This is a genomic window from Paenibacillus sp. JQZ6Y-1 (assembly GCF_040719145.1).
Lineage (GTDB): Bacteria > Bacillota > Bacilli > Paenibacillales > Paenibacillaceae > Saccharibacillus > Saccharibacillus kandeliae.
In genome coordinates, this window is the sequence record NZ_JBFDUZ010000001.1 from 1997481 (window position 1) to 2014481 (window position 17001).

General features: G+C 46.2%; 14 protein-coding genes. 3 read left to right on the forward strand and 11 right to left on the reverse strand.

Annotation, left to right across the window (positions count from 1 at the left end):
* Positions 1-77 precede the first annotated feature (77 nt).
* Entirely contained in the window at positions 78-1049 is a 972-nt protein-coding gene (locus ABXR35_RS08590) for an SDR family NAD(P)-dependent oxidoreductase (protein WP_367058207.1), read from the reverse strand.
* A 218-nt stretch (positions 1050-1267) separates the two neighbouring features.
* Positions 1268-1702, reverse strand: coding sequence for a MerR family transcriptional regulator (locus ABXR35_RS08595; protein WP_367058210.1), 435 nt, complete (start codon positions 1700-1702; stop codon positions 1268-1270).
* Between the two features lie 285 nt (positions 1703-1987).
* Between ABXR35_RS08595 and ABXR35_RS08600 the strand changes: the two genes are divergently transcribed.
* Positions 1988-3178 (forward strand): LLM class flavin-dependent oxidoreductase, encoded by a 1191-nt coding sequence (locus ABXR35_RS08600; protein WP_367058213.1) that lies wholly within the window; start codon positions 1988-1990, stop codon positions 3176-3178.
* A gap of 183 nt (positions 3179-3361) precedes the next feature.
* Here the strand turns inward: ABXR35_RS08600 and ABXR35_RS08605 are convergent, their stop codons facing one another.
* The 3 genes from ABXR35_RS08605 to ABXR35_RS08615 all read right to left on the reverse strand — a co-directional run bounded on the left by ABXR35_RS08605 (position 3362) and on the right by ABXR35_RS08615 (position 6125).
* The gene (locus ABXR35_RS08605) at positions 3362-4108 is read right to left on the reverse strand and encodes an SDR family NAD(P)-dependent oxidoreductase (protein ID WP_367058216.1); all 747 of its coding nucleotides are present in this window, start codon (positions 4106-4108) and stop codon (positions 3362-3364) included.
* A gap of 316 nt (positions 4109-4424) precedes the next feature.
* Positions 4425-4601: a hypothetical protein gene (locus tag ABXR35_RS08610; protein WP_367058219.1), complete on the reverse strand. Its 177-nt coding sequence runs from the start codon at positions 4599-4601 to the stop codon at positions 4425-4427.
* A 219-nt stretch (positions 4602-4820) separates the two neighbouring features.
* Entirely contained in the window at positions 4821-6125 is a 1305-nt protein-coding gene (locus ABXR35_RS08615) for a WD40/YVTN/BNR-like repeat-containing protein (protein ID WP_367058222.1), read from the reverse strand.
* 248 nt (positions 6126-6373) lie between these two features.
* Here ABXR35_RS08615 and ABXR35_RS08620 point away from each other — a divergent pair, with 248 nt between their 5' ends.
* Complete coding sequence (locus ABXR35_RS08620; RefSeq protein ID WP_367058225.1) at positions 6374-7303, forward strand: L-lactate dehydrogenase; 930 nt, start codon at positions 6374-6376, stop codon at positions 7301-7303.
* 368 nt (positions 7304-7671) lie between these two features.
* Here the strand turns inward: ABXR35_RS08620 and ABXR35_RS08625 are convergent, their stop codons facing one another.
* Entirely contained in the window at positions 7672-8772 is a 1101-nt protein-coding gene (locus ABXR35_RS08625) for a DUF3900 domain-containing protein (RefSeq protein ID WP_367058228.1), read from the reverse strand.
* Positions 8773-9108: 336 nt separating this feature from the next.
* Here ABXR35_RS08625 and ABXR35_RS08630 point away from each other — a divergent pair, with 336 nt between their 5' ends.
* The gene (locus ABXR35_RS08630) at positions 9109-9960 is read left to right on the forward strand and encodes a leucine-rich repeat domain-containing protein (protein ID WP_367058231.1); all 852 of its coding nucleotides are present in this window, start codon (positions 9109-9111) and stop codon (positions 9958-9960) included.
* A gap of 235 nt (positions 9961-10195) precedes the next feature.
* On the opposite strand, the gene ABXR35_RS08635 is transcribed toward ABXR35_RS08630, so the two are convergent.
* From ABXR35_RS08635 to ABXR35_RS08655, 5 genes are all read right to left on the reverse strand, one after another.
* Positions 10196-11170 carry a DMT family transporter gene (locus tag ABXR35_RS08635; RefSeq protein WP_367058234.1) on the reverse strand — a complete coding sequence of 325 codons (975 nt, stop codon included), beginning with the start codon at positions 11168-11170 and terminating at the stop codon, positions 10196-10198.
* Positions 11167-11850 carry a GntR family transcriptional regulator gene (locus ABXR35_RS08640; RefSeq protein WP_367061295.1) on the reverse strand — a complete coding sequence of 228 codons (684 nt, stop codon included), beginning with the start codon at positions 11848-11850 and terminating at the stop codon, positions 11167-11169. Before ABXR35_RS08640 ends, ABXR35_RS08635 begins: the two co-directional genes overlap by 4 nt.
* A 263-nt stretch (positions 11851-12113) precedes the next feature.
* Positions 12114-13511 carry a branched-chain amino acid transporter BcaP gene (bcaP, locus tag ABXR35_RS08645; protein ID WP_367058237.1) on the reverse strand — a complete coding sequence of 466 codons (1398 nt, stop codon included), beginning with the start codon at positions 13509-13511 and terminating at the stop codon, positions 12114-12116.
* A 393-nt stretch (positions 13512-13904) separates the two neighbouring features.
* The gene (gene pelA / locus ABXR35_RS08650) at positions 13905-14870 is read right to left on the reverse strand and encodes a pectate lyase (protein WP_367058239.1); all 966 of its coding nucleotides are present in this window, start codon (positions 14868-14870) and stop codon (positions 13905-13907) included.
* 536 nt (positions 14871-15406) lie between these two features.
* Positions 15407-16807: an MFS transporter gene (locus ABXR35_RS08655; protein WP_367058242.1), complete on the reverse strand. Its 1401-nt coding sequence runs from the start codon at positions 16805-16807 to the stop codon at positions 15407-15409.
* Between the last annotated feature and the right edge of the window lie 194 nt (positions 16808-17001).

A 17001-nucleotide genomic window follows, 5' to 3' on the forward strand; every position in this document is an offset into this window, starting at 1 on the left:
ACAGCCTGCCATCCTTACGGACCACGGCTGTTCTTTCTTTACATAATAAAGATAAAGAGCCTATCGCATCAAAATGATTACGCCTGACCGACTCCCGTCAATGTTACCGACAAATCCCATAACCGTTTCGCTTCATCCGAATCAACTGCATATGGCTGTACGCCAACGCGTGGGCCATCTTTGGGTGTCAGCTCAGCGATATCGCAATCCTCACAATATACGCCGCCTTTGCCCTCTAGCTGTGGCGATGTTGCTGCCCACACTTGCGTTGCTGCCCCTTGCTCTGGTGATTTGAATGCAGGATTGACGGCATTGCCTTCCTCATCTACCCATTTCAGATCTACCATTTCTTCACGGCTCAGGTGACGTTGCAATGGTGTCAAAATCCCGCCCGGATGCACCGCAAAAGCACGTACGCCTTGTTCTGCACCACGACGATCCAATTCCACCGCAAACAGTGAATTGGCTGTTTTGGATTGACCATATGCCTCGAATTTATGGTAATTGCCTTCAAAGTTCAGATTATCCCAACGAATCGGCGAAAAATGATGTCCCGCTGACGATGTAGCAACGACGCGTGCACCATCTCCTGCGGTCAGCAGTGGCCAAAGCAGATTGATCAGCGTGAAATGTCCCAGATGATTGGTTGCAAATTGCAGTTCCCAGCCCGGACCGACGCGAGTTTCTGGGCTTGCCATAACACCAGCATTCAGAATCGCTAGGTCAATACTGCGTCCACTATCTAATACTTGTTTTGCAAATGCACGAACACTATCCAGATCGGATAGATCCAGCTCGCCCACTTCCACATTTTCTACACCGCTCAGTGCTTCTGCTGCTACTTCTGGACGACGTGCTGGCACGATAACATAAGCACCTGCATGAACGAGTGCTTTGGTCGTTTCCAGACCGAGACCGGAGTAGCCACCTGTTACCAGTGCAAGCTTGCCTGACAGATCAATTCCTTCTAATACCTCGGTTGCTGTGCTTTTCGGACCAAATCCTGAGTTGATTTTATGTTGTGGTGTGCTTTGATAAGCCTGTTCCATTATGATAATCTCCTTTGCAGTTGGTAATTTCACCGATTTCGTTCACGCTGAGCAGATACACATGCGTATGGCAGTTGTTTGTGCTCCTCGGTGATGATTCCACTTTACAAGCTAGAGTCTACTCTAGGTCAAGCCTGAATTTCGGAAATTACATTGATTGCTCCGTGATGTTTGTCTTATGCTGACGATTCCTACGCTCCACCTTAGATTTCTTGTATCTATTTCTGTGCGATGTGTATCTGCTGCGCTTGTTGCTGACGCAGATGCGATTCGTAAATGTCCGCCTTGGACGTAATCACATCCAAGCACTCATTCAATTCCTCCACCTGCCTTATGACCCGCTGCTGATGTTCTTTTAAAATAGCTAAGCGCTCATATTCATTCCCCGGTCCCAAGCGTACTAATTCAGCAAAGCGCCGAATCTCGGCAATCGGCATACCCGATGAGCGTAAGCGAGTGCAGATTGCCAGCCATTGCACATCCGCTTCACTATACCGCCGTCGCCCGCCCTCATCTCGACTAATTCGCGTTGTCAGCAGCAGCCCTTCGCGTTCGTAAAAGCGCAGCGAATGCACACTCAGACCAGAGCGTTCGGATACTTGTCCAATGCTAAGCGTATGCTGAAGACTGCTATGATTAGGATTCGCATTCATTATTATTCCTCCTTTATCATCTAAACCTGTCCCTATATCCTATGGGCATATGTTGATATGCACATTGGTTCATAGTCATTATCTTATAACGAAGCGTCTGCGTATGCCAACAAAGCATTTGACACCCCTAAATGAACATGCTAGTATTTTTATACCAAGTATGTTTGTCGGATTAGTTAGTACGATTTTCTATTGCTTATGAATTATTTCTATAGATGATGTTTGAATGTTACAGCGTATCTGTACACAAGAGTATCCAATGCCTAAATATAAAGGAGTTTCCTTATGTCTACTGATTACATGTATCGTGAAAATGTTGAATTTGGCTGGTTCATGCCTACGATGGGAGATGGCACCAGTCTTGGACGTGAGTCTGAGCGCAAACCTACGCTAGATTATCTGACCTCAGTTGCCCGTACTGCCGAGCAATCCGGCTTTGAATTCGTGTTAATTCCAACTGGTGGCGCCTGCATTGACTCTTGGGTTGTCGGCTCAGCGATCATTGGTGCTACGACTACATTGAAGCCGCTCGTTGCTGTTAGACCCGGTCTTATCGCGCCAGTCTTGACTGCACGTATGGCTGCCGCTCTGGATACGCTGTCCGAAGGTCGCGCACGTATCAACATCGTAACGGGCAGCTCTCCAGATGATTTGGAAGAATTGGGCGATCCATTAGCGAGAGCGCATGACGAGAAATATGCCCGCACTCGCGAGTATCTTGATGTGATCAAAGGCGTCTGGGAACAGGCAACTGGTCTTTCCTCGACTGAATTTGGCGCAAGCGCAGATGCTTCTGTCAAAGACAATAAGGTATATTACAAAGGCGATTATTATGAGATTAACGGCGGTACAAGCCGTCCAGCTACGGTACAAAAGCCGGGTCTGCCTATCTACTTTGGCGGTAGCTCCCCAATGGCAAAAAGTGTAGGCGCCGAATATGCCGATGTATTCCTAATGTGGTCAGAGCCGCTTGAGATGATCAAGCAGCAGATTGAAGAGCTGCAAGCAGAGCAGCGCAGACAAGCCGAAGCAAGCGGCAGCATTCGTCCGCTACGTGTAGGTATGCGTGCTCAAGTGCTTGTTCGCGATACCGAAGAAGAAGCTTGGGAAGCTGCTCGTAATCTGATCAAGGATATTGATCCAGCAACGATTGAGCGTGCCAAAGCCTCCTTCAGCAAAACTGGTGCGACTGGACAAAATCGCCAAAATCAAATTCGCGATGCAGCCGCTGCCAATGATTTTGTAGTTGGACCGAATCTGTGGGCAGGTCTGTCCAATGTACGCTCTGGCGGTGCACTGATGTTCGTTGGTACACCGGATCAGGTATCGGATCGCTTGCTGGAATATGCCGAAGCAGGTGTAACCTCATTCATCCTGTCCAGCTACCCACATCTGGAAGAAGCTAAGATCTTCGGTGAAAGTACGCTGCCATTATTTAAAGAAAAATGGAATCGTCGCCTCGTATCGTCCGTTTAACAATAGAGTATAATCATATGAAAAGCCCGCTTGCATGTACATCGGCAAGCGGGCTTTTTGTAGTATATTTCATGATACATTACGGATCAGGACTTCTCTACATGATCACTTTACTACATAGCTCTTCATTACATTGTATTTCATTGCATCATACTACGTTATATACCACTACTCGATATACTACTACTCTACATAGATCATCTTACGAGTCATTCCACCGTCGATGACCAGCTCTGCTCCGGTAATAAACGTATTCTCATCTGAGGTCAGGAACAGACAGGCACTAGCAATATCTGCCGGTTTACCGACACGACGCGCTGGGTGCTGCTCATGATCTTCTTTTTTCAAAGCAGCGTAATCACCATTCTCAATCCAGCCGGGGCTAATGCAATTGACACGAATATGATCCTCGCCTAGTGATACAGCAAGTGCGTGCGTCAATGCAGTAATGCCGCCTTTGGATGCTGCATATGCCTCTGAATTCGGCTCAGACATATGCGCACGCGTTGAAGAAATGTTGACGATACTGCCGCCTTCACTCGTTCTCATGACCTTCGCTGCTTCGCGTGACACGAGGAAGCAGGCGCGTACATTCGTATTCAATACATCATCCCAGTCGTCGATGGTCAGTTCATATGGCGATTTCCAGCGTCCGATCCCTGCGTTGTTAATCACTACATCAATCTGTCCGGTCGTATCCACCACTTCTCCGATCATTTGCTTGATCTGCTGCTCGCTACGTACATCGCATGGCAAGAAATGGGCTTGTCCTCCATTCTCACGGATGGCTGCTGCCGTAGCTGCTCCCTCTGAATCTGCCATATCACTTAAAAATACAGTTGCTCCCGCAGTAGCATAATGCTCTGCCACCGCACGCCCAATGCCTTGAGCAGCACCGGTCACAACTACTGTTTTCGATGTATATTGCATCGTATCCCTCCATCAATTTCGTATTCAGGCTGCATCGTATTGCTGCGTATCCTGTTTCGACTGCATCTTCAACCGGAAGAGTCAATGCGCATCACAATATTATCGTATGCGATTCCCGCCTATACAGCAATATTCAACGACTACAACGTGTACGAAACATTCGAATGGGTCTATATATACAAATAAACCTCCACGCGTCCTGTATCGGAGTGTGGAGGTTTATGGATTGCCAGCGATAATATTTGCTGCGCCGTGAGAGAAAGGAGCGATTAGAATGAATGCTCTAGGTTCACGGCGCTTACTGTACCAGCCGGAGTCAAGCATAGTATGCGTGAAGCAGTTGGTTGGTGTCATCTTGTTCTTTATCGAACAGTCCTTGATCTGCCCAGCAAGCGAGACATGTTTCTTCATCCTGACATTTGGCGGCTTCTTCACAGTTGTAACACAGGTCCATATAGTATTTTGTAAAATTCTCGGTAACGTTGGCTTTCATCTCAATCATCTCCTTGTTTTTTCTACACCTTTATCTTAACCGACAGATGCAGATAATAATGTGATTTTTTTCACAATTGAACGCAAATTTTAAATTATTTTTTATTTATTTTGTTTTGATGAAAAAACCGTTGTGCAGATTGGATTCTGCACAACGGTTTTAGAAAAAGTCATAAAAGTCATATATGAATGCAAGCGTTCATATCAGTTGGTTATTGCATCACAGTACATGCCATGTTTTACCGCCATCGGTCGTCTGCATGAGCAAGGAACGACGTTCTTCATTTTTAGAAACGAGCAGCCAGCCTACTTCTTTGGAGAAGAATTGCAGCTTGGATAGCTCTGGGTAATTTACTAGCGTCTTTTTGAGTGTTGCATCCTGAGGCAATGCGTTCCATGTTTTGCCCTGATTTTGTGAGCGATACACGATTCCGTTCACGATGGACCAGCCCGTCGTTTCATTGAGGAACGTCGGTCCCATCGCCTGATTGATACCAGTTTGCGACTTCAATTGAAAAGGCGTCACATCCCAAGTTTTACCGCCATCGGTTGTAAAATAACCCATGTAATGCGTCGCATTGTTGCTGACACAACCAATATTCATCCAGCCCTTTGTTTTGCTAGTGCCAAAAAATTGCGGCTTGCTGGTAGTCAGTGTCGTACATGCCTTCACTTCCTGCGGTACCAATTCCTTGCCCTGCACCCATGATTCGCCGCCATCCGACGTTGTATATAGATGCGGTTGTCCATTATCCTCCAACGTGACAAACCCATTCTTTGCATTTCGGAAGGACATCCCAACCAGCGTACCATTTTGCGGGATTGCATGCGTAGTAGCATTCGCAGTGGAGATCGAGCCGGTGTTTTGCATCATCTTTTTCCAGTTCATGCCGCCGTCATTGGTACGATATAGCGCCTTCTCCTGATTGTTGCCGTTCGTTTCGTCGGATGTCATCACCCAGCCTGTTTTTTCATCGATAAAATAAATGCCAAGGATGGCTTCATCATTGTTGAACGTTTTGACATTCCAATTTTGTCCGCCATCTGTCGTATGCAGAATAAGCGTCTGTCCCACACCATTGGCATTGCGCGCCACCCAGCCATTTTTCTGATTCAGGAAAAAGATCCCGCTACCATACGCGGGAGATTCGGAAAATGTTACCGTTGGTGCTGGTGATACATTGTCCCAGATTTTTCCGTTATCCTGTGTGACATAGATACGCAGTTCATTACGCGTAATCCCCCATGCCAAACCAGCCTTCGCACTAAGCAGCTGGAAATCGGTTAGCCTCGTCTGAATGCGGTAGCCTTCTTCTTGCGTCTTGTTGTCTCCGCCTTTATTTATATTGGAATCCGTTGTTTTTTTGAGTGTAATTGTTTGTCCCTGATCTTCCTTTGACTGCTGAAGCTGTTGTCGGACCGATTCACTGACGGGAGCGATGTCCCCACCGGTTGACGTACAAGCTGACAGAAGAAGGATCATGGAGATTCCGGTTAGAAGCGATTTGGCAATACTCCACTTCATTTGGTAGTTCTCCTTCCACACACTTGCCCTAAGCCAAGATATTCATTGATCACAACTTATATTAGAGTAAACTATATTTTTGATAGGTGGTTTACAGAAAAGTTACAAGCCATTACAGTTTCAAGTCTTTTCGATACGTTTTTACAGTTTTTTGGGTAAAGGACAGAGAAGTCCTTTTTACATTGGCGTGTCTTTCCGCTACAATAGTAGCGAATCTGTAACACAAAATGAGAAGGAGATGATAATTTATGCCTGAATCCGTATCCAAACCTCACCGTGTTGTTGTCATCGGTACAGGTGCCGTTGGCGCCACTACCGCGTATACGCTGCTATTGCGTAATCGAATGTCCGAGCTTGTCTTCATTGATGCCAATAAAGACCGTGCTCTTGGCGAAGCACTTGATATGAACCATGGACTGCCTTTTGTGGGCGGCGTCAAACTATGGGCCGGCGATTACTCCGATTGCAAGGACGCCGATATTATTATCATCGCTGCAGGTTCTAACCAGCGACCGGGTGAAACCCGGATTGATCTATTAAACCGCAATGCCGCCATCTTTGACGACATTATCAAAAATATTACCCAGTATAACAACCATGGTATTTTGCTGGTCGCCACCAACCCGGTGGACATTCTGACCTATGTATCATGGAAAAAGAGCGGCTGGCCTGCAAACCGCGTGATCGGCTCCGGTACCTTGCTCGACAGCGCCCGCTTCCGTTACCTGATCGGTAAGCACAAGGAAATCGATCCGCGCAGCATTCATGCCCATATTATTGGCGAGCATGGCGATTCCGAGCTGCCGGTATGGAGCCTTGCAAACGTAGCTGGGGCCAATATCGACTTTGAGCAAGCAGAACGCGACGAGATCTTTAACAGCACCAAAAATGCCGCCTACGAGATTATCAATGCCAAAGGCTCTACCTCGTACGCGATTGCACTTGCGCTGGATCGGATCGTTGCAGCGATTCTGCAAAACGAGCATGCTGTTCTTAACGTATCTTCCCTGCTGGACAACTACCACGGCATCTCCGACGTCTATCTCGGCGTACCATCCATTGTCGGTCGCGAAGGTATCCGTGAGAAGCTGCAAGTTCCGCTGAATGCACAGGAAGAAGAACTGCTACGCGCTTCGGCACAGAAGCTGAAGGATCAGATTGCGCAATTGAATATTTAAAGAAATCGGTATGTGTATAACAGTATAATAATGAACAAATGGGGGCAGCATAATGCTCCCGTTTTCCTTATGTCAAGTAATATCCTTTGTATAGTTTCGTACATGATGTACTGTTTTGTCAATGAAGGCGTTTACATTATTGCATCCTATCCCCACTTTGAATACAGAGACAGTCGTAACGTATGATAACGAATCGTCCTCATTTTTATTTAAAGCTTCCACTACAAAGGCAAAGCAGCCAACTCATATGGAACAGACGAAGATATTGCTGTAGGTGAATGACGTAAATCTTTGACATGATAGAAATAACGTCGAAAAAAGCATCCAAGTTAACTTGGATGCTTTTTCGTTATATTCCATGTATCTGCTCAATACGGCATGTCATCATCCGGCTCAGACGGACGATTCGCTTTCTCAATCAACTGCTGTGCGAGATTCTCAAAGCTGTCCGGTTGCAGCAATTCAACCGGCGAGAAGCCTTTTTCAAATGTAAACGACTCGCCTTCGATGACCATTGCATAATGATCACCCAGCTTGGCGATATGCATACGGAAGCCAAAATCCGCCAGCAGCCCCTTCACGCTCGTATCGCCCAGCTTCACCCGAATCTCAATCTCCGGCTTGATCTCGACGATGCGCTCAGCGGCTTCGATCACCTGCTGCGGCTCCCATTTCTCCTGCAAATCGCGCTTGTCACTAGCTGCCCATAACTCTAAATCCTGTTCCTCACGCTGACGCTCCACATTCCCAGCATCAGGCCACTTTTCTTCTACGTACGTCTGCACATAATCCATTACACGCTCGTTGACGATCTCAGGAATAGACTGCTCATACGTCACGAATTTCAAAAAGTCTTCAAAATAACGCGCATGGGACGACTGATGCACCTTCAGCTCCCACTCTTCAATCATGCCCTCTTCCGGCATATGCGGGTACTGGATCGATTTCATATTGCGCGCACTAATCGCCATTTCCACTTCGCTGATCAGACTGCGCTCGTCAGAAATGCGAGCGATTTGCTTTTCAAAATCGCATTTCATAACAAATACAAATGGATCATCCAGATGCGTATCCAGCTTGACCTGCGAGACGATGAGCGCACCGCCGCGTACCGAGCTAGTATCCAGATAGCTGCGTACCAGATCATCGCAGGCATTTTTGAAATCGTCTTTGTTATCGACCGTACGTAAACGGGCAAATAAGTTAAAATTGGGATTACTGGTCAATTCATGTCCCGGTTCAACTAGGAATGTTGCCACTTTGGTTGGCGGCTGCTCGCTGGACGGATTCTTTTCCACTTTACGTTTGGCAGTACGGGTGAACTCTGCATGCAAAAAGTTCTTAATCTGGCTTAGCTCATATTCGTCCTCGTCCAGTGTTTGATAATGCTTATAATTTTTGGAGGTCTGGCCTTCCTTGCCCTCGACCTGTAATACGAAAAATGATAAAAATTGAACGCTAAATCGCATGATCTGCTCCTTTATACCATAATATGCCGATGCTCATTGAACGTGCGGATGTCGGTTCCGTATCCATATTTCAGACACTGCCGAATCAATAGCTACGTTCTCCACTATACTTGAAATTGAAGGCGAACGTAAGTTTTAATTTTGAAGATAGACCGAATGAAGCGGTATAATAAAACAGGCATATCATTACATTACAGGTATTCGATACTTTCGATAAGTATGGTATAAAATGCTGTGGCAACATTAGACCACATCCGTTCACTATATGCCCTGCTAAAGCAGCAATTATCACTACTGCTTCGTTATATTGGATACACTCACTGGAGGATACATACGATGAAACTTGATCTTGCACACCGTCAATTACATACCATGCCAGAGTTGGAAGCGGATCCTCTCAACATTACGGATCTCAACCTGTTTGACAATGAATTAAGCGAAATTCCCCATGTTGCTTTTGATATGCACAATCTAACAATTCTCAATGTATCGGTCAACCGTCTCACTCATATTTCAGAACGTATTGGCGAATTGACCAATTTGAGCATGATTGATCTAGGACATAATCAGATTAAACATGTACCGGATGCGCTGTATACACTATCCAATCTGTCAGACTATCTGTATCTGCATAACAATCACATGGAGCAGTTGGATAATCGTATAGGGGATTTTCCACGGCTTCGCTATTTAAACATTAGTGATAATGCACTACTACAGCTACCGGATGGGATTGGTAAGCTTGGCGCTATGGTGGAACTTCGCTGTATGAATAACAAGCTTACTTCCTTGCCAGACGCACTCAATGGTCTGCGCAGTATTCGAGAATTGCATTTCCGCAACAATCATTTGGTAGCATTGCCTGATATGTTCGACTCGTTGTCTACCCTGCGCGTGCTTGATCTGGAAAGTAACCGTCTAACCGCTATACCAGACAGTATCGGTCATTGTCGACAATTGCGTCGGCTGAATCTGCGACACAATGAGCTAACCACACTGCCAGAGCACATCATTGGCTGTCATTCCTTGCTAGAATTGGATTTACGCAGTAATCTTCTGACTTCCTTACCGGAATCATTACGCGAGTTAAAAGGGCTAGAACGACTAGACTTGCGCTGGAATCATGAACTGCAATATCCAGATTGGTTGGAGGACATGGAAGCCAATGGATGTACTGTATATCGCTAATCCAGCAGTATGACATGCAATATACAAGTTGTGGACAGTATACTTTTATTACATGTACTATTTTCTTGTGAAAACGAATAACGTTCAAAACAAAGAGGAAGCAACGTGCACCTACGGCACATTTGCTTCCTCTTCTGCTCTCTGCTCTCTGCTCTCTGCTCTCTGCTCTCTGCTCTCTGCTCAACGATTATCATGCAAGGACTTGCCCCGGGATACGTTCATTTGCATCGCTTGCTTATATCTCATTCATCTGCTTGAGCTTTTTCCTAGATACGCCCGGCTGTCGTGCAGATAGTATGGCGTTAACGACAACTCCGCTCACCACTAGCACCATACCGACCCACATACCTACCGACGTTAGCATAATGCCGAGTAGAATCCATTCTCCCAGTAATGTAAATACTACTTCCAGCGCCTGTGTCGCTTCTACTGCTGCCAATTGTGCAGGGTGGTTGCGTGCCTGATCCGTAGCGCCGAAGAACAATACCGTGGCGATCACTCCAGAAAAGAGTGCCACTAGAAAGGATTGACCGATTTGTCCCGACGAAGGTCCTCCCTGCTGTATCCAGCCGAATACCGACAAGATGATCCAAAAAGGTAAACTAGCGATGCTCATACCGAGCGTACGCTGAAACGCATTCAAGCGCCCATCACACACCTGCATCATTTTACGATTACCAAGCGGGTAAGCAAAAGCCGCAACAACGATCAGCACCAGTGCCTGCCAACTCGCTCCTCCCTCTTGTGCTTGTTCCAGCTGCATCAGCCCGATACCGATCAGCATAATGATTGAAATCAGAAACGCGCTACGCGGAATACGTCCACGCCGCCGCACTGGTCCGTCTGCACTTGGGTAAACGAAAAAAAATAATGGCGATAGTAGCATACCTGCCACTATCGTTAGCTGAAAGCCTGCCGCTGTTAGCCAAGCGGGAGCATACACAGCGGAAGCGCATAAAGGGGCGTAAAACAGCCCAAAGCCTACTGTACTCCACAGCAGCCACTGCCATGGCTGGCGCTTCATCTCCTGCCATACTGGAGTCAACTGACGACGCATCAACACCAATATCCCCAGAAGCGGCACCATAAAAAAGTAACGCAAGGAACCGCTCCATACCCAATATCCACCGCCCACCTCCATCAACCGATTCAGCACAAAGCTGGAAGCGAAAAAGAACGCAGCGGCAACACCAATCCAAACTGCTCTCATGATGAACCTCCATTCGGATTTGCATGATGCTGTTCGTTTAGCCATTGACCCAAACTGAGCCAATTCTGCTCCATAAGCTCCGCCGCCTGCTGCGCTTTCCCTTCGCGACATGCCTCTATAATGCGCTTATGATCTTCTGGCGACTGGGTACGATCAATCTGGCTGAATTTTGCCAATTCCAGACGACGGATTTTGGACATAACGATTTGCAACGAAGAAGCGATCTCTGGATTGCCTGCCACCTCAATAAACACCTGATGAAAACGGTCATCTGCCTCTACCGCCTTCTCTGCGTCCTGCTGCTGCAAAGCCATGATCAACTGCTCATTCGCAGCCTCCATGTCACTATAATGCGAATCCAGCAATTGTGGAGTCGCTAATCGTGTAGCCAATGCGTGCAAAGCTGCCGCTACTGGAAAAGCATATGCTGCTGCCTGTTCATTTAGCGGTGTAATGCGCGTAACTGCACCCGGAAAGGATTCAACCAACCCTTCATCCTCTAGCCGTTTCAGCGCCTCTCTCACTGGTGTCCGACTTACCCCAAATTGAGCAGCCAGTTCAGAGTCATTCAGCTTCTGCTCTGGCGGCAATTCCAAGGAAAGGATATGTTGCTTGAGTGTCTGATAAATCTGATCTCGCAAGGATAAACGATTGATTTTTTGAATATTCGATGTAGAGATGCTTGGCTTGGAGGTATGGGATTGAGCTGCACGTGTTTCTGACGAACGACGAGTAGAAGAAGGTTGAGATGATTCATTATATGTATTCATAAAACCAATATATTGCATATTGATTGCAGTGACAATATGGTTGAAACTCATTTTGTAAATAAAATCTTCCCTGCCTCAAGCTATTTAACATGACATAACCGATTTATTAAACAAAATACAATAAAAAAACCTCCCCACCGCTATCGACGATGGAGAGGTTTGAGAATTAATAATTAACGACGAGTGCCATTCAACAGACTGTGACGACGACCGTAGGAGAAGTACACAATCAGACCGATAACTAGCCAGATAAAGAATGTGACCCATGTTAAAGCCTGCAATTGCAGCATCAGATACACACAACCAACCGCACTCAGAATCGGAATAACTGGAACCCAAGGTACGCGGAATCCTCTTTGCAGATCAGGCTGTGTACGACGTAATACGATTACACCGATACTAACTACTGTAAAGGCAAACAGGGTACCGATATTCGTCAATTCCGCCAGACTGCCCAGTGGAATGAAACCGGCGAAGAATGCAATCACTACGCTGGCAACCCATGTGCCGACAGCAGGGGTTTGGCTTTTGCCGCTAATTTTGGAGAAGACTGGCGACAGCAAACCGTCACGGGACATGGAGTACAGCAGACGAGATTGTCCATACATCATAACGAGCAGAACGGTTGTAATCCCTGTGATCGCACCAAGCGATACGATCCAAGCAATGCCATTCATTTGAACATATTGCAATGCAAAAGCAACAGGATCACTTACATTCAGCATGCTGTAAGGCACGATACCTGTAAGGATCAGGGACACGACGATATACAGCACTGTACAGATCGCCAGAGAAGCAATGATACCGATTGGGAGATCGCGCTGTGGACGTTTTACTTCTTCCGCAGCTGTTGAAACGGCATCAAAACCAATGTAAGCAAAGAATACAGTTGCCGCACCTGCGGTTACACCACTGAAACCGAACGGCAGGAACGGTGTCCAGTTAGCAGGCTGTACGTAAAATACACCTACCGCGATAAAGATCAGCACGACGATCAGCTTGATTGCAACCATAACACCATTGGCGCGTGTTGCTTCTTTGATACCACGCGTCAGCAGCAATGCGATAATTAAAGTGATCGCTGAAGCCGTAATATCAAAATATGTCCCCTTTTCAGGATTAAAGGCACTGGTCAGTGCGGTCGGCAGATGTACACCGAAGCCCGCGAGTAAGCTCTGGAAATATCCTGACCAGCCGCTTGCTACCGCAGCACTGGCAAAGCCATATTCCAGAATCAAATCCCAGCCTAGAATCCAAGCGATAATCTCGCCGAAGGTAGTATAGCTGTAAGTATACGCACTACCCGATGCAGGCACCGAGGAAGCAAATTCCGAATAACATAGGGCGGCAAATGCGCACACCAGCCCTGCAAGCAGGAAGGAAAGCACAAGCCCCGGTCCAGCATATTTGGCAGCTGCCACACCGGTTAATACGAAGATCCCCGTACCGATAATGGCGCCTACACCGAGTGTAGTCAGGTCAAGCGGGCCCAGTACGCGTTTCAGATTGCCTTCGGATGGGACAATCGGTTTGCGTCTGAATAATGATTGTTCGCGTTTGAGATTGCTCATACAACAAATCCTTTCTTCCTGTAAGGTATAGTTACATTATGGACTAATATTAAACGACACCTATAAAAAACTACATAATACTACACTGTGGCGCGTTAAATTATCATAATCTTTTTTTCAGAGTGATACAAAATCTTCCACATCTGACGTATTCCATATGGACAATTCCACAATAATTGAATCAAAATTGTATATTTTAAACAAACGACTGTAAAAAAACGGTATATGGGACCTCAGTTTCTGCAAATGTTCATTTTGTTCATAAAATAAACTGCAACCGTCATGTAAGCAAATCTACATTCTTCCATTCAGATGTCTTCCTATATGAACCGATTGATTTTAGATACAAAAACACGCCTGTAGAAGAACAGGCGTGTTGCAGTGGGAGTGGAATTAGTTAATGCCGATTTTGCTCGGCCAGTTGCCATACCAGGCATAACCAGCTCTGCGCTCTTGCTCAATGTCTTTGAGAGCATATTTTACTACACCATCACGACCGGTAAAGATCGGTTTATTGGTATCCAGCTGATAAAAGCGCGCCCAGATCGGCGCTGCGCTGGAGTCGGCAACGATATAGCTATCTGTGCTGTTGCGCTCATAACGATAGCCAGTAATTTTCACTTTTTTGAACCAATCTTCAGCAGCTTTGATTGAAGCGGTAATTTGCGTCGTTGCTGGTCTTGTTTTGAGGAACTTCACGATGGTAGTGCTCTCGCCTGCGCTTAGAGAAGCGACTTCATAGATACGTGCGCTTGTCGGTTTGAGCGTATTCTCATCATGCTGCTGTCCCCATGCGGTCAACTTACCGCCGGATACGTATTGAGTTTTCAGCAGGCAGTCCACGCCTTTATCGACCGCTTGTTTGGCTTTGCTCGCCAGATTGCTATCCACAAAGGAGAAATCACCTTTTTTGTTGGCAATTTCGTCAAGCAGAATCAGTACATTCACCATCGCGTCATCATTGTACGTGATATGCGTATGATAGTCGGAGCTTTTATATACTTGCGGGAAGCCGCCATTGGCATACTGCATATTCAGCAGGAAGTTAATGCCTTTAATAGCTGCGGCAGAGTACGTCGTATTTTTGCTGCTGGTATATTCGCTGGCTAGACGGCGAATTTCCGTATATGTAGCTTTATTGTCGATAGTGGATTTTGCCCATTCGCCACTTGTTTCGGAATAGTACTTTTTCCAACCACCATCGGCTTGCTGATTTTTTAAGATGTCAGAAATACTCGCAGTGGTACCCGAACCATCTGCTGCCATAACGATCGCTGTAGGAGTCGGGGTGAACAGTGCTGCTCCTACGGAACCTAATAGAGCGATAGATAATGCACAGGTCAGTGTACGATTTTTCATGAATAATACTCCCTCTCGAAATAAATGATGTGTTGCATTGGTATCAAATCTTGTGCTGTATTACTGTACCGCATCAGCACGAGACTCATTCTAGCGAATCTATGTTAACGTTGTCAATTCATACCTTTCCTTGCATATTCTTTATATTTAGAATCATTTTCCATCTATTTCGATATTGTTATGCTTATATATTTCAATGGCATACTCCCTTCCCTTCAATACCTACATCCGCTTTCTCATATGGAAAATAATATTTGAAATAGGTTTTCATTTTGCTGTCAACATGAATGCCATTGGTATAGAGTAATAAACCATCCAAACACAGCAAAAAGACTGGGTCATCGATCCCCCAGTCTCAAGCAACGTACGCCAATACCAAAATATGGAACTCCCCTTTTTATAGATGACAGTTATTCGATAATAATCTAAATAGATACAACGTAATCATTCTTTTCCCGAATATTATGTCATTTTTAACGCTTATTTGCGATTTCGTATGACCCTTTGTAGCTTAATGTCTGAATAATGCAACTTGATTACGTATGGCGAATCGCGATATTGACACGTTCCGAGAAGAACAGCATCAATACAATAAACGCCAACACAACATACGGAAACAATCCAATCTGCACATAGCTAGCAACCACACCGAACAGCGGTGGCAGCAATGTGGCGCCAGTATAAGCAACCGCCATCTGGTAACCGATCAGCCGTGCTGAATTGCCTTCACCGAAGCGTGCAGGTGTCTCATGCAGCAATCCAGGGAAAATCGGAGCAAACCCAATACCGATCATAATCAATCCGAGCATAAGTAGACTTCCCGGCAATGGCAACAGCAGCAAAATTGCACCAACTACAGACAATAGCTGTCCAAGTAAAATCAATGTTCGATTGCTCGCTCGCAATGTCAAAAATCCAGTCACAAAACGTCCAATTGTAATCCCAGCAAAATATAGCGAAATCCAGCCTGCCGCTACTTCTGGTGCAATCTGCCGTGAGCCGACAAGAAAGCTGGCTCCCCATAAGCTAACCGTTGTCTCTGCCCCACAATAGAACAAAAACGTAAACAACGTAAACTTTACACCCGGTAAACGAAAGAGTCCGGCTCCCGGTGCAGCCTTTGGAGTACTGGCTGCTGCCGATTGTTGTGCAGCATCCTGTGGATAATGATCTGGCTCGGATGTAGAGTGAACAGTCCCACTAGGATCATTTGCCACCACATTGGTTGTCGTCTGATCTGTGACGGACGATTGTTGAGGTTGCCCTATAGCAGTATGTGCTCCCTCCTGCGTTCCTTCTCCCATCACGGACAAACCATCGATAGCATGAGTTTCCGCTGCTGCTTGCTTTCGCTGTCGTTCAAATTGCTTTTCCTGCTGCCTTAGTTTTACAACCTTGCCCCATAGTGGCAGTGTGAATAGCAGAATAAGTACCAACGCAAATTGTACACATGCAACCGCAATGTAGCCGCCGCGCCATGAACTGTCCGTACCAATATAATGAGACATAATGATCGGTCCAGCGGTTGCCCCTACACCCCAAAAGCAATGCAGCCAGCTCATATGATGCGCTTTATAGTTGGAAGCGACAAAATGGTTCAATCCCGAATCCACAGCTCCCGCACCAATACCCAGTGGAATCTCCAACAGTACCAACCAACCGAATGACGGCACAAAGGCAAAGCCAAGCAGCGCTGCTGCTGTCAAACAACAGCTAATAAGCGTAATCAGCCCAGCGCCCAGCTTTTCGATTAATTTGCCACTTGCCAGACTGGATAGAATCGTTCCAACCGCCCCAACAATTGCCAATCCGCCTGCCGCACTGAATGGCGTGCCGATATCTACATGCAGCACCGGCCATGCTGCGCCTAGCATCGAATCTGGAATACCCAGACTGATAAAAGAAAGATAGATCACAATCAGAAACAGAGTAGCCATTAACAGAACCTCCAATTATGTATGCTGTTCATCTGTTCTTTTATTGAAAATCAGGATTATCATACCATCTATTGACTTTTTTGCAAGCGGATACGCACGGCATCATTGTTAGCTGAATGAGGAAGACAGACTATATCACGGGAACTATATACGGTGTAATGAAGTGGAGCGATGTATTACAATTGCTGAATTAC